14 protein-coding genes are annotated in these 14271 nt (G+C 42.8%); 12 read left to right on the plus strand and 2 right to left on the minus strand.

The window, feature by feature from the left end; genetic code table 11:
* The first annotated feature begins 193 nt into the window (after positions 1-193).
* Complete coding sequence (locus B9N78_RS06215) at positions 194-1042, plus strand: amino acid kinase family protein (protein WP_085099967.1); 849 nt, start codon at positions 194-196, stop codon at positions 1040-1042.
* Between the two features lie 93 nt (positions 1043-1135).
* Here B9N78_RS06215 and B9N78_RS06220 read toward each other — a convergent pair whose 3' ends face one another.
* Positions 1136-1348, minus strand: coding sequence for a hypothetical protein (locus B9N78_RS06220; protein ID WP_085099970.1), 213 nt, complete (start codon positions 1346-1348; stop codon positions 1136-1138).
* Between the two features lie 97 nt (positions 1349-1445).
* Between B9N78_RS06220 and B9N78_RS06225 the strand changes: the two genes are divergently transcribed.
* Positions 1446-1790 carry a helix-turn-helix transcriptional regulator gene (locus B9N78_RS06225; protein WP_085099973.1) on the plus strand — a complete coding sequence of 115 codons (345 nt, stop codon included), beginning with the start codon at positions 1446-1448 and terminating at the stop codon, positions 1788-1790.
* On the opposite strand, the gene B9N78_RS06230 is transcribed toward B9N78_RS06225, so the two are convergent.
* Entirely contained in the window at positions 1765-2538 is a 774-nt protein-coding gene (locus B9N78_RS06230) for a hypothetical protein (protein WP_085099976.1), read from the minus strand. The two genes, B9N78_RS06225 and B9N78_RS06230, sit on opposite strands and share 26 nt — an antisense overlap.
* 880 nt (positions 2539-3418) lie before the next feature.
* Between B9N78_RS06230 and dgcN the strand changes: the two genes are divergently transcribed.
* The 10 genes from dgcN (at position 3419) to B9N78_RS06280 (ending at position 14251) form a co-directional block, all read left to right on the plus strand.
* Positions 3419-4414, plus strand: a complete 996-nt coding sequence (gene dgcN, locus B9N78_RS06235) for an N-acetyltransferase DgcN (RefSeq protein ID WP_085099979.1) — start codon at positions 3419-3421, stop codon at positions 4412-4414.
* Complete coding sequence (gene dgcA, locus B9N78_RS06240; RefSeq protein WP_085099982.1) at positions 4411-5376, plus strand: N-acetyl-D-Glu racemase DgcA; 966 nt, start codon at positions 4411-4413, stop codon at positions 5374-5376. The genes dgcN and dgcA overlap by 4 nt, the downstream gene beginning before the upstream one ends.
* Positions 5377-5430: 54 nt before the next feature.
* Positions 5431-6276, plus strand: a complete 846-nt coding sequence (locus B9N78_RS06245) for a D-amino-acid transaminase (RefSeq protein ID WP_085099985.1) — start codon at positions 5431-5433, stop codon at positions 6274-6276.
* Between the two features lie 350 nt (positions 6277-6626).
* Complete coding sequence (locus B9N78_RS06250; protein WP_245805483.1) at positions 6627-7196, plus strand: TetR/AcrR family transcriptional regulator; 570 nt, start codon at positions 6627-6629, stop codon at positions 7194-7196.
* Between the two features lie 70 nt (positions 7197-7266).
* The gene (locus B9N78_RS06255) at positions 7267-8484 is read left to right on the plus strand and encodes an HlyD family secretion protein (RefSeq protein ID WP_085099988.1); all 1218 of its coding nucleotides are present in this window, start codon (positions 7267-7269) and stop codon (positions 8482-8484) included.
* A gap of 1 nt (position 8485) precedes the next feature.
* Complete coding sequence (locus tag B9N78_RS06260; RefSeq protein ID WP_245805484.1) at positions 8486-10075, plus strand: DHA2 family efflux MFS transporter permease subunit; 1590 nt, start codon at positions 8486-8488, stop codon at positions 10073-10075.
* A gap of 246 nt (positions 10076-10321) precedes the next feature.
* Positions 10322-11380 carry an extracellular solute-binding protein gene (locus tag B9N78_RS06265; protein ID WP_085099991.1) on the plus strand — a complete coding sequence of 353 codons (1059 nt, stop codon included), beginning with the start codon at positions 10322-10324 and terminating at the stop codon, positions 11378-11380.
* 81 nt (positions 11381-11461) lie between these two features.
* On the plus strand, positions 11462-12544 hold the full coding sequence (locus B9N78_RS06270) for an ABC transporter ATP-binding protein (RefSeq protein WP_085099994.1): 1083 nt from the start codon (positions 11462-11464) through the stop codon (positions 12542-12544).
* 1 nt (position 12545) lies between these two features.
* Complete coding sequence (locus tag B9N78_RS06275) at positions 12546-13400, plus strand: ABC transporter permease (RefSeq protein ID WP_085099997.1); 855 nt, start codon at positions 12546-12548, stop codon at positions 13398-13400.
* Positions 13397-14251 (plus strand): ABC transporter permease, encoded by an 855-nt coding sequence (locus B9N78_RS06280; protein WP_085100000.1) that lies wholly within the window; start codon positions 13397-13399, stop codon positions 14249-14251. Before B9N78_RS06275 ends, B9N78_RS06280 begins: the two co-directional genes overlap by 4 nt.
* Positions 14252-14271: the final 20 nt, after the last annotated feature.

Genomic DNA, 14271 nt, shown 5'->3' on the forward strand with positions numbered 1-14271 from the left:
AATAACGGATACAGTCGTAAAATTCAGGATGGAGCGATAACTTTTTTGAATATTGAATTTTAAGTAAGCTGTTGATGGTTTAGTCCTTTCAAAAAAAGATTTGTAAGTTTGTATTAAATTGAAATTTAAAATATAGATAAAGTATAAGTGAAAATCTGATATTTATTAAAGTATTGTAATCAGGAGGAACATTATGGGTAAATTGATCAAAGAAGATGAAGAAAAAGGGCGTTTGCACATAGAAACAAGTTTGCTGGGCGAATCCTTGGTAGGTAAGGGATGTATGCGGCGGACTGAGAGTGATGAGTATTTTCGTATGCAGCCGGAGGTTAATATCCTGAAAATCGGCGGGCAGTCCATTATGGACCGCGGTGCAAAAGCTTTGCTGCCTATTCTTGATGAATTAGTTAAGGCAAAGGAAGAGCATAAGATTTTGCTTATGACCGGAGGCGGAACCAGGGCCAGACATGTATATAATATAGGTATTGATTTGGGGATGCCTACAGGTGTGCTCTCAAAACTCGGTGATAAAGTCTCTTGGCAGAATGCAGAGATGCTTTCTGTTTTGCTTGCTAAACATGGCGGGGTTAAAATCGGTCACGGCGATCACCTTGAGCAGCTGAACATGTTTTGCCAGCTTGGATATTTACCGATTACCACAGGTATTCCTCCATATGGTTTCTTTGAACATCCTGCAGAAGTAGGGTCTATTCCGCCGCATCGGACTGATTCCGGAGCCTTTTTGCTCGGTGAAAATATCGGTGCTAAGTCTGTAATTTATCTGAAAGATGAAAAGGGGTTATATGAGGATGATCCTAAGAAGGCGAAAGACCGCGAAACCCTCAAGTTTTATGATAGAATTCATGTAGATGAATTGATCGCAATGGATCTTGATGATTTGATTGTCGAGAGGGCGGTTCTGACGTTTCTTAAAAATGCTAAAACTTTGAAACAATTTCAGGTCATTGATGTGCTCCGTCATCCAGAAGATATTCACGCAGCTCTTCGCGGTGAGCATGTGGGAACAATTGTTTACAAATAAACAGTTATAAAGATATTTTTCCCAATAAAAAAGTGCCGGAAGATGAAACTTCCGGCACTTCTATGGTCTTTTAGTAGATCGATTCAGAATCTGTTATGCAGCTTCGCGCTTGCCTTCGTTTCCCTCACCATCGCGGGTCAGGTAAACAATTTCTGCGCCGGTGTGTTCAGCCAGTTGTTTTAGTTCACACTTACGAATCCTCTTAACCTTTATGGTAAGTTCTCCGCCTGTGACTCCTACAACACGAAATCTCGGACTCTTGTCGCCGTCGGTTGCCTTTACGCGTTCTCTTACGAAAATTTTCATGAAGCCCTCCTTTTGATGTGGTTGTATCTTTATGTGTCTTGGTCTATAATAGATATATATCCTTTAAGGACATATAGTCAAGGAGGACATTGTAAAAATGTCAAAAAAAGTTGGCGGGGAAAAACCCCAGCGTTATGTGCAGCCGTCGTTACTTATGGCTCTAAAGTCAGGATCTTCGTACGGATATCAGTTAATTCAGACTATTGGCGAGTACGGGTTTATGCGTGAAGACGTGCCGCCCGGAATGATTTATCGGCATTTGCGGCAAATGGATGAGGAAGGCGTTGTTGAATCTAAATGGGATTCACAAGGTGATGGCCCGGCCAAAAGAATTTATTCCATAACCGCAGAAGGTCTGGAGATACTAGAAGCCTGGATTCTTCATATGGAACGTCAGCGCAATGCGCTGGACAGTTTTATCCAGCGCTATAAGGGGCAGTAGTTGAAGGGGATACCGGCTGTGGCTTGTAATTATGTGTTTTTTTACGTTTGCCGTGTGCTGGTTCCCATATTCCCTGATCGATGTGTGTTACTTGCAGTACCGGTTTACCCGCCCATAGCGAAGGGCGGATCCAGATTGCATTTTGAATTAAATCATGTGGAAGTGGTACAAGCGGGTCTCGGTCGGTAGACACAACCTCAATTCCTACATTGTTCAGGTCCTGTACGTGGAGAGGGGTAGAAAGATCGCGCAGTTTTCCATATTCAATGAAACGTCCACACCAGCCGAATTTGGTAAGACCTATTGCGGCTGTTGCTCCGATTATTCCGTCATTTGTTCCGCCAAGTCCGAACAGTTCTACTGAATGAGCCGCTTTCATGGCATCTTTTTGGGAGACCTGTTTACCTGTAACAAGCTTGGCGAATTCAACTATCTCATCTCCGACTTCGCTTTCACGTGCAATGCACAGCCCCGGGTCACTGCCGGGAGCGCTGTAATTTTCTATATGTTTAATAGCTAGCTTTTGGATATGCTCAAGCGACATGTCAGGATTGACATCGATAATAGCGCATGCTGAACTGTTGTTTGATGTAAATGGAATTTCGCTCAGTTTAGGCAATTGATGGCGAATAACTCCGATAAGTTGATAGTCGCTGTCCAGTCCGTAGACAAAATCACGAACCAGTCGTCCTGTGCCTATCGGGGCATCTTTGTCGTCTGTATCATCAAATCCAAGGTAAATGCGCATTAGGAGTCTCCTTGTATGAGTCAGCGATGACATTTCATCCTAATTCGTTTCAAGTCAACTCTAAAGATTGTGCTGCCAAGTTAAGCGTATTTTACTTATTCTTGTTAATATCATTTGTAGTAGGTTTGTTTAAAATATTTTTCTTTATATCTAAATTTTTACAGGTGTATCTTTAAAAATAACAAAATTGTTTATTCTGTTTAAATTAATATCAACCATGGAAACTGTACTGTTTCTGGATGAATTAATAAAAAATTGATCGAGCGGACCTTAATTGACTGGTAATGAAGTTTGATACCGTGAATCAAATGTTCTGAGTATCGTGGGTTTGTTAATGATAATATGTTGATAAACAGGTAGATGCAGCAAAATTTTTTCGGGATACATGAAATCATATTTTGCTTTTAGATAATTGGCCTTTTACATTTTGCTAAATGTCTTACACCGCTTTAGGCTTTTTGATTTTTTGATCGTATTCTTGTTATTTGTAATCTATCTTCAAAATCGACCTGAATTATACTTTCCGTATTCACATTAATGTAGATTAATATTTCGGAAAATATGTATTTTTGAAAATTTTATACAAAAAATGTGGATAAAAAGAATAGTTTTTTCGGCTACTAAATTTGCGCATACGTGTAACTATTTGAAATCAAAGTTTTTTACTCCCTTAATAGAATGGCAAACCACGTTGGCGGGGGGCTGGACAATAGTGGCATGTAAATGGATAAATCACATCCTACCTACAGGTTATCAGAAATCTCCATACAAGCTGAAAGTTGTTAGGGATAACATGACCCGGGAGATACTCTGAAATTTTTGTAGAATTAAGTGAGAATATTTCACAGCCACAACATAATTATCATGGGAGTAATTAACAATGTTTGAAGCACCTTATTTACTTTTTCTCGGAGAGGCTCCTGACGGACTGACTGCAAAAATGGCGCAGGGGATTTATGACTGGAGACCTGAATCTGTTGCCGGACAGTTTCGCATGGAAGGCTGCAAAGCAGATCTTGGAATTAAAGATTTAACAATTAAAGATGCTGTTGCCGCCGGAGTAAAAACTCTTGTTGTCGGAGTTGTAAATCGCGGCGGAATTATTTCCGAAAGCTGGAAATCTGTTCTCATAGAAGCTCTTGAAGCGGGAATGGATATTGCCTGTGGTTTGCACAATCTGCTTCGTGATGAACCTGATCTTGCCAAGGCCGCTGCCGATAACGGCAGAACATTATATGATGTACGTATTCCTACAGTTAAATACCCTGTAGCAAACGGAAAAAAACGTACCGGTAAAAGATGCCTTGCTGTCGGAACTGACTGTTCTGTCGGTAAAATGTACACAGCTCTTGCTATGGACCGCGAAATGAAAAAACGCGGCCTTAGGTCAACTTTTCGCGCTACAGGCCAGACCGGTATTCTTATTGAAGGCAGCGGCGTTCCTCTTGATGCAGTTGTTGCCGACTTTATGGCAGGCGCAGTTGAATGGCTCACTCCTGACAACGATGCCGACCACTGGGATATGATTGAAGGACAGGGCAGCTTGTTCCACGCTTCTTATTCCGGAGTAACCATGGCTCTTGTTCATGGCGGACAGCCTGATGCTTTGATTCTTTGTCATGAACCTACCCGTAAACATATGCGCGGCCTGCCTGATTATCAGCAGCCTTCACTTGAAGATCTTCGCGATGTTGCACTTAGACTTGCTCAGGTTGTTAACCCAGCATGTAAAGTTGCTGCTATTTCAATAAATACTCAGCATATGGATGAAGCTTCCGCTCTCAAATATTTGGAAGAAGTCGAAAAGAGAATGGGAATCCCTACTGTTGATCCTTTCCGTCAGGGTGCAGCTCGTCTTGTCGAGGCTCTTGTATGATAATCTCGGCTAAGAGAGAAGTCTTTCCACTGGCGAAGGTGTTTACCATTTCCCGTGGTTCGCGCACTGAGGCTGTGGTCGTCCGTGTTGAGATTGAGCAGGACGGCTATAAAGGGCAGGGGGAATGCGTTCCTTATGCCCGTTATGACGAAACTGTTGAAAGTGTGATCGGACAGATTGAAAGTCTGGAACTGCCTGTCACCCGTGAAGCTCTGCAACATGCTCTGCCTGCCGGTGCTGCACGCAATGCGGTTGACTGTGCCCTTTGGGATCTCGAAGCCAAGATGAAAAATACAGCTGTCTGGCAACTTGCCGGACTTGATGTTCCCGGTCCCGAAATCACAGCTTACACTTTGTCTCTTGATACACCGGATAATATGCAGGATCAGGCCGCTGAGAACGCACATCGCCCGCTTTTGAAAGTGAAGCTCGGCGGTAAAGGCGATATCGCACGCATTGAAGCCGTGCGTAGAGGTGCTCCTGATTCCCGTATCATTATTGATGCAAATGAAGGCTGGACTCCTGAAATCTACGCTGAAATGGCCCCTGTTCTTGTCCGTCTCGGGGTCGAGATGGTCGAGCAGCCTTTGCCTGCCGGTGATGATGATGCTTTGCTTCATATGGACCGTGTACTCCCGGTCTGCGCTGACGAATCGTGCCATGAACGCAGTTCTTTGTCCGGCCTTAAGGGCAAGTATGACATGATCAATATTAAGCTGGACAAAACCGGCGGACTTACCGAAGCTCTCGCCCTGAGAAAACAGGCCGCAGACGAAGGGTATCAAGTTATGGTCGGTTGCATGGTCGGATCATCGCTTGCGATGGCTCCTGCAATGCTGGTCGCTCAAGGTGCGGCTGTAGTTGATCTTGACGGTCCATTGCTGCTTGCTGAAGATCGTGAGTATGGATTGCTTTATGATGAAAAAGGTGCACATCCCCCAGTCAGTGATTTGTGGGGATAGTCCTGAAAGAATTTTATTACCTCCCTATCTAAGGGACTTATATAAGGTGTTGATATGAGTCGTATTGTTTATGTTAATGGTGCTTATGTTCCTGAAGAAGAAGCAACCGTTTCTATTTTTGACCGTGGATTTCTTTTTGCAGATGCTGTTTACGAAGTGTGTGCAATTCTTGATGGTAAAATTTGTGAATTTGAAGGTCATGTTGAAAGATTGATTCGCTCTCTCGGGGAATTAGATATGGGAATGCCTGTAAGCAAAGAAGAATTGCTTGAGATTCACCGTGAACTTATCAAGAGAAACAACGTTGAACAGGGCGCGATCTATCTTCAGATTACTCGCGGTACTGCCGACCGTGATTTTGTCTACAAGAAAGATATGAAGCAGACTTTGGTAATGTTTACTCAGGCAAAAGGCCTGACTGAAGAGAAAGCCGGAATCCGTGTAGTTTCCGCTCCTGATATCCGCTGGGGTAGAAGGGACATTAAAACTGTACAGCTTCTAGCTTCATCCATGTGTAAAACCATGGCAAAGGCTGCCGGCAAAGATGACGCTTGGTTGGTTCAGGACGGTTTCGTTACTGAAGGATCTTCAAGTAATGCTTACATTGTCACCAAAGACGGTAAAATCGTTACTCGTAATCTCTCCACCTCTATTCTGCACGGAATTACCCGCAAGGCCATTCTCAGACTTGCGGCTGAACTTGATATGGAAATTGAAGAACGTCCGTTCACTATTGCTGAAGCTCAGGACGCAGCAGAAGCTTTCTTCACTGCGGCAACAGCTTTTGTTTACCCCGTCATCGAAATTGACGGTGTTGAACTTAACGGTGGTAAACCTGGTCCTGTCGCAAAACGTTTAAATGAAGTTTATATCGAAGAAAGCAGAAAATCTTATATCTAATAGTTTGAATGAGTATTGACCGCGTTTAGCGGAAAACTGCAGATTCAATCTGACGAATAAATGAAAGGCCGGTTAATAATTAACCGGCCTTTTTGCTTTTTTGCTTTTTTGTTTTTATTATTTTTTATTACGAAAGGCTCAGTTCTCTACTTTAAAACAGCGTTGTTGGTATTATTTAGAATAGATACAGTTATTTTTGGTAGCAAAATAAAATTCTCAGAACTCAGAGTCAATGTTTGACATATGCTTTTGAGAGTATTATTTATTCACTCTCAGTACTGACCAGTCAGTTCTGAGCTGTGCAAAAATTAGTAAAAAATAAAATTTCATTTTTATACATGGAGCGGATCGTGAAGGAATATTCCGAAAAAGAAACGCGAATTCTTAATGCAGCAGCAGAAATGTTTACGTCCCACCCTTTTCACAAAGTGTTGTTAAGTGATGTTGCCGGAGCTGCGTCAGTAGGCAAAGGAACTCTATATTTATATTTCAAAAATAAGGAAGAGCTTTATTTTGCTGTTATATTCAGAGAATTTTCAATTCTTGTTGAAAAACTTACTAAAAAAATTAAACAGGGAAATTTAAGTCCTGTTGAACAGTTAACTACGATTATTAAATGCTTGACGAAACGCTTGTTTGCCAAGGCCACCAATGTTGAACTTTTGGGGACTTTTGTTTCATGTCCTAAGAACGAGGAGTGGCAGGAAAAGAGAGTTGAACTTTGGACACTAATTGAATCGGTTATTGTACAGGGAGTTGAGCAGGGCGAGTTCGAAGATTCAAATCCAAGACTTACGGCTCAATATATTCCGGGTTTCATTCGTTCAGTAAGTCTTTTCCGTCCTGAAAATATAGATTGCGAAACAATTCAAAAACATGCGTGTGAGTTTGTTCTTAAAGGTATCAAAAAAGGAAAGTAACATCAGTATTATTAATACTTTTCTGCTCTTTTTGGACCGACAGTTTAAATTAAAATAGGCGTAAGTAAAAATGAATAAAGATATAATAGAATCACCAGATGAAAAAAAGACCCGTAAAAAAGGGTTTAAAGGAAATATTCGCAAAACCGCTCTGATCAGTATCGTGATGCTCATTCTTTCAGGGGTAGTAATCTATCCGTTTTATAAGCATGCAATGACTCATGAATCCACTGATGATGCGTTTGTTGAAACTCATGTTGTCGCTATCAGTCCTAGAGTTTCAGGACATGTTGCCAAGGTACTTGTTTCTGACAATCAGCAGATAAAAAAAGGTGCTGTTATCGCGGAGATTGATCCCAGAGATTATCAGGTCGCATTGGATATTGCCACTGCCCGTTTGGAATCAGCCAAAGCTTCACTGAATGAGTCCGATGCTCTTGTTATTTCGGCTCAGCAGGAACTGGCACAGAAAAAAGCTGAGTTGATTTCACAGACCGCAGGGCTTTCAAAAACTAAATCCGAAGTTGCCGAGGCTAAAGCCGGATATTCCCGTGATGAGAGTGATTTAGGAAGGATGCAGACAATAGCTAAAGCCGGAGCTGTCAGTCTTCAGGAATTCGATCATGCAAAAGCTCAGGAAAGAATGTCCCGCGCAAATCTTAACTCGGCCAAGTTCAGTATCGCTACTCAGTCGGCTAAAGTTTTACAGGCCAAAGCTGTTATAGAAGCCGCTCAGGGAAAATTGCAGCAGGCTTACGCACAGATAGATATGCGCAAAGCTAAACTTCGCGAGGCTCAGGCCGCTGTTGAGCAGGCTAAACTTAATTTGTCATATACAAACGTAGTCGCTCCTTGTTCCGGTTACATAACCAAGAAAGCTATTGAGGCAGGAAACTATGTTATGGCAGGTCAAAATATACTCAGCATAGTCAGTCCTGAAGTTTGGATCATAGCAAACTTTAAAGAAACACAAATTATGAATATGCGCGCGGGGCAGGATGTTGATATTGAAGTTGATTCATACCCCGGGATTGAATTTAAAGGCCATGTTGATTCAATTCAGCGCGGAACAGGATCTCGCTTCACGCTTCTGCCGGCTGAGAATGCAGTAGGTAACTTTATTAAAGTTGTTCAGCGTGTCCCTGTAAAAATCACACTTGATTCTTCCGCTTTTGAAGCAGGGTATAACCTCGCGCCGGGTATGTCTGTAGTTCCAAGTGTTAATGTTTCTTCTGACGGTTCTGATAAAAAAGTATCTGTTGCCTTATCAGATAAGCTGGAGCAGTAAATTGGCCGCTTTTAAAGAACCTGAGGATATGTCTCCGGCAGAACGGTGGACGATTGCTGTTACGGTAATGTTCGGTGCTTTTATCGCTGTAATGGATACAAGCGTTGTTAACGTGTCTTTATCCCATATGATGGGTAGTTTCGGTACAAGTCTTTCGTCAATTACATGGGTGGCAACAAGTTACAGTATTGCCGAGATCATAATGGTTACCATGTCCGGATGGTGGAGTGCTGTTCTCGGTCGCAAAACTCTTTATCTCGGTTCATTTGTTCTGTTCACTGTAGGATCTATTCTTTGCGGTACAGCTACAAGTTTTACTCAGATTATTATTTATCGTGTCATACAGGGAATCGGCGGCGGAGCCTTGATTCCTGTCTCTCAGGCGATACTTCGTGAAACTTTTCCGCCTTCCCAGCAGGGAATGGCTATGGCCGTTTACGGCATGGGTGTTGTGCTTGCCCCTGCTCTAGGGCCTATCTGCGGAGGGTGGCTGACGGATATGTGGGGCTGGCCGTGGATTTTTTACGTGAATATCCCAATTTGTATTATCGGTATATTCATGACCTTTAAATTTGTTCATGATCCGCCGTATCTGCGCCGTGGAGTCAAATCGGTTGACTGGCTAGGAATCGGACTGCTCACCGTCTTTTTAACAGGAATGCAGGTAGTGCTTGAGCGCGGACAGGAAGATCAATGGTTCGATTCAGATTTTATTACTATATTGACCATACTGACTCTAGTTTCACTTTTGGTAATGATTTTCTGGGAACTTCGCACTAAAGAGCCGATTATAAACTTCCGTGTGCTGAAAGATCTGAATTTAACTCTTGGCTCAATTATGGGGCTTATTTTCGGCATAGCACTTTTCGGAACAACGTTTGTCCTTCCTCAGTTCACGCAGCAGTTACTGGGTTATCCAGCGTTCGAAGCCGGTCTGGCTCTTGCTCCGAGGGCAGTCACCTTGCTGTTGTTTATGCCCGTGGCAGGCTGGTTGTATCAAAAAATAGGACCGCGAGCCTTAATGCTGATGGGGGTCGCAGTTATTGTCTGGTCTTACTATGATCTTATGCAACTTAATACTCAGGCCGGGATGGCTGATATGATAATGCCTTTGCTTGTTATGGGAATAGGTATGCCGTTTATGTTTATCCCGCAAAGCGCAGTTGCATTATGCACTACAGCCAAAGCTGATATGACTGACGCTTCGAGTATTTTTACGCTTGCACGCAGAATCGGCGGTAACCTAGGGTATGCTGTTGTCGCTGTTCTGCTGGACAGAGGGACCAGAATTCATCTTGCGTACCTTTCCGAAAACGTAAGTGAACTCAGGCCGTTTTCCCATAATTATCTTCTTCAGATAGGGCAGAAACTTCATGAACTCGGAGTCAGTTCTGTTGCTTCCTCCAAGATTGCAATCGGGATGCTTGAGCAGACTCTTGTCCGGCAGGCAAAAATGCTTGCATACAATGAAATATCGTTTATTTTCGGCTGTCTTTTCTTTTTACTTATTCCATTGATATTTTTATGCCCCAGCAAGGCCAAAATACTTTCGCTGAATAAAGTCCCTAAGAAAAAGGCTGCTCAGGAATAATTTGTTTTATACAATAAAGACCATCTTTTCGTTAGAAGAGGTGGTCTTTTTTTTGGTTTGCTCCTCTGAGTGAAGTAATTCAGTGGATATACGGTTGCAGTATCTTTTTACAATTAACGCAATGATGCTGAACAATAATGTGATGTAGCATAGTTGTAACAATTCTCTATTGCGCTAAATTGTATCTGACTGTAATAATTTGGAAGCTTATCCACATTCATCGATGTTTTTAAATGGAGTTTGATTATGAAGAAAATTTTAGTACTCGTTTTAATGGCTATGTTTGCCTTTGCCGGAGCAGCGCATGCGGAAACTTTGAAGCTGCTGACTTGGAAAGGGTATGCTCCTCAAAAACTGATTGATACCTTTGAAAAGGAAACCGGAATCAAGGTTGAAGTAACTTTTTCTAACAATGAAGAAATGATCGCTAAATTGCGTGCTACCCGCGGAGCAGGATTCGACCTGGCTCAGCCTTCTCAGGACCGTATTTCTTCTGTTCAGGAAAAATATAAAATTTATAAGGCTCTGGACTATTCAAAGATCAAATCCGATCTCTTCATTCCTTCCATGCTTGCAGCTGTGAAAAAGAATACCTTGGTCAAAGGAAAATCCTTTGCAGTGCCCTTTTGCTGGGGAACATCCGGCCTTATTGTAAACAGTGACAAGGCTCCTGAAGCTGATTCATGGAAAGCTCTGCTGGACTCTAAGTACGCAGGACGTGTTAGCTACCGTCTTAAAAGACCTATCTTGATTGCAACCGCGTTTGCCCTCGGTTATGACCCCTTTGCGCTTTACAGTGATATTCCTGCTTACAAAGCAATGCTCGACAAAGTCGCCGATGCTTTAATCAAAGCTAAGCCTGTCGTTAAAAATTACTGGGCTAACGGCGACTCTTTGCTTGAGTCCATGCGTTCGGAAGAAGTCTTTGTTGCAATGGCTTGGGATGCAGGCGGATGGAAACTGCACGGCGACAACAAAGCAATCGATTTTAAAGCACCTAAAGAAGGAGCGCTCGGCTGGATTGATACTTTTGCAATCCCTGCCAAAGCGGAAAATATTGATGCCGCATACAAATGGATCAATTTCGTAATGAAACCTGAGAATGCAGGTTATTTCTCTTCACAGGAAAAATACGCTACTGCATCCAAAGATGCTCTCAAGTTCACCGATGCTGCTGTAGCAGCTAATTTTGCACGTTCTTTCCCTCAGGAAACCATTGATAACATTAAATGGTATCCTCCGGTTCCTGCTAAACTTGAAAGTCTTGAAGGCAAGATTCTTGATAAAGTTAAAGCCGCAAACTAGTGTTAATTAGCACATTATAAACAAAATGGCGGGGGTCTTAACCGGATTTCCCGCCATATTCATTAAAATAAGAAGATATATATGCCTAATGACCTTTCAGTTCATAATATATTAAAGAAGTTCGACAAGTTTACAGCTGTCGATAATGTCAGTTTCGACGTTCCCGAGGGATCATTTTTTTCTATTCTGGGTCCGTCCGGTTGTGGCAAGACCACGCTTCTGCGCATGATTGCAGGGTTTGAAGAGCCCACTTCCGGTATACTTGAGATCCGCGGTAAAAATATGCTCGGCGTTCCTCCAAACCGTCGTCCTGTTAATCTGGTTTTTCAGCACCTAGCTTTGTTTCCTATGATGGATGTTGCTGAGAACATTGCATTCGGTCTTAAACGCCGCGGAGTCAGTGGATCTGAAATTAAAAAGAAAACAGAGGCCATGCTAGAAAGGGTAGGACTTCCGGGATACGGCATAAAACAAGTCAATCAACTTTCCGGTGGGCAGAAACAGCGCGTAGCAATTGCCCGTTGTCTTGTACTGGAGCCTTCTGTTCTTTTGCTTGATGAACCGCTCGGCGCACTTGATCTCAAGTTACGCGAACAGATGAAGGTTGAGCTTAAAAAGCTTCAGGCCAAGGTCGGGACCACCTTCATATATATCACTCACGATCAGTCCGAAGCTCTTGTTATGTCCGATAAGGTTGCTGTAATGAACCGCGGGCGGTTTGAGCAGGTTGATACTCCCCAAAATCTTTACGGTAATCCGGCAACTCCTTTTGTAGCTCAGTTTGTGGGTGATAATAATAAATGGAGAGGAAAAGTAACTCAAAGCAATTCAGATGAAGTGCTGCTTGAAACGGATGAAGGATATTCATTCCGTACAAAAGCTAACTCCTCATGCCCGGCCGGAAGTACTGTAGATCTGTTTCTGCGTCCTGAAGCGATGCGTATTGAGCCGCAGCAGACTGAAGGTCTTAACGTGTTTGATGTGACAGTTAAGGCTATTCTTTTTGACGGGGCCAACAGTCGCCTTCTGACCGTGACTAAAGAAGATCATGAACTTGTTGTGACTCTTCCTCAAAACCGTAAATTTGATCATATCGTGGCAGGGGATGCCATTTCAGTCGGCTGGCATCCTGATTCCGGAATCTGTTTCGAGGCGGAGGGATAACATGAAACGTTCCCGTCTTGCCTTTTGGATTTTTTTTGCCCCGGTTTTCATGTGGTTGTTCCTTTTGATTGTATTGCCGCATCTTGATCTTTTGACCATGAGTTTCATGGGTGAAAATGATTATGGCGATACCGTCTGGACCATTAAGAACTATATGAATTTCTTCAATGAACCGGTGTACTGGTATACTTTCGTGCGCACGGCCATGTTTGCAATTCTTACAACGTTCATCACTTTTCTGCTTGCCATGCCGGTCTCTTTTTATATTGCCAAGCTGGCCCGGACCAAAGTGCAGGGTGCGCTTATGATTATGTTGCTGCTACCTTTCTGGGTCAGCGAACTGGTTCGTATTTACGGCTGGATGATACTTTTGCGTGAGTCAGGTGTTCTTAACTATTTTATGCTTAAGCTCGGCATTATCGATAAACCGATTGAGATGCTTTACAATGATGCCAGCATGATCATGGGACTGGTTTACACTTCCATGTTGTTCATGATTGTTCCGCTCGTTTCGGTCATGGAAAGTTTGGATGACAGCCTTATCGAAGCTGCTCACGATCTCGGTGCAGGGTCGTTTGCAATCTGGCGCACAATAATCCTTCCGCATTGCAAACCGGGCATCACGTCCGGATCAATAGTCGTATTCATGCTTGCGCTTGGTAACTATCTTACTCCTAATCTTATGGGTGGTAAAAATTCGCTTTGGTTTACCGAGCAGATTTATAACCAGTTTATCGCAAGCTTTAACTGGAATCAGGGAGCAGCGTTCGGGTTCTTACTTCTGCTTCTAAGTTCTCTTATTATTTGGGTCGGCCTAAAGCTTACCGGTCAAAAACTCGGGGAGGTGGCATCATGATCCGTTCTCTGCCGAGAAGTAAAAAATATGATTGGTCTTTTAATATCTTCATTTTACTTTATTTCACATTCCTGTTTGCTCCTTTGCTGGTCACCTGTGTACTGGCTTTTAATAATTCCAATTATCCATCGCTGCCGTGGCAGGGATTCAGTCTTGACTGGTTTTTTGCCGATGGTCCAGACAGGATAGGTTTGTTTCACGACAGCCAGAATTTACGTTCTATTGTGACCAGTTTTCAAACAGCGTTTTTCGTTTCTATCTTAAGCGTTGTCGTTGGAACCTGTGCGAGTTTTCTTTTTGAGAAAGAAAATTTTCGTTTCAAGGGTGCTCTATATTTATTGATGCTCGCTCCGCTGGTTATTCCGGGAGTTATTTTAGGTATTTCCCTGCTTTTGGCAGCGAATTATGCGGGCACTTTCTTTGATAATACAATGGGAATAGATTTGGATGTATTCAGACCGAGCTTCTGGCTTGTTGTGCTGGGGCAGTTCTCTTTTATTACAACATTTGTCACCTTGGTTGTTTCGGCGCGACTGCGTAAGTTTGATATTTCTCTTGAGGAAGCCGCGTTGAACCTCGGCGCTACACCGCTTGGAGTTATATGGCATGTCACGCTGAAATTTTTGCGTCCGTCTCTGATAGGAGCCGGAGCCGTTGCCTTTTTGATGAGCTTTGAGAACTTTAATACGACTTTGTTTTTAGTCGGTTCCGAGCCGACCTTACCTATTAATCTTTATCTTCAGGTACGAGACGGCAGTACTCCGGTTATCAATGCTGTTTCTCTTATGCTGATTGTCGGTACATCTCTGCTTGCTTTGGCTAATCTCTATTTTACCAAGAAAGAAGTTTAAGTTTATTTGCATGATAAATA

This window comes from Desulfovibrio gilichinskyi (assembly GCF_900177375.1).
In the GTDB taxonomy this organism is placed as follows: Bacteria; Desulfobacterota; Desulfovibrionia; order Desulfovibrionales; family Desulfovibrionaceae; genus Maridesulfovibrio; species Maridesulfovibrio gilichinskyi.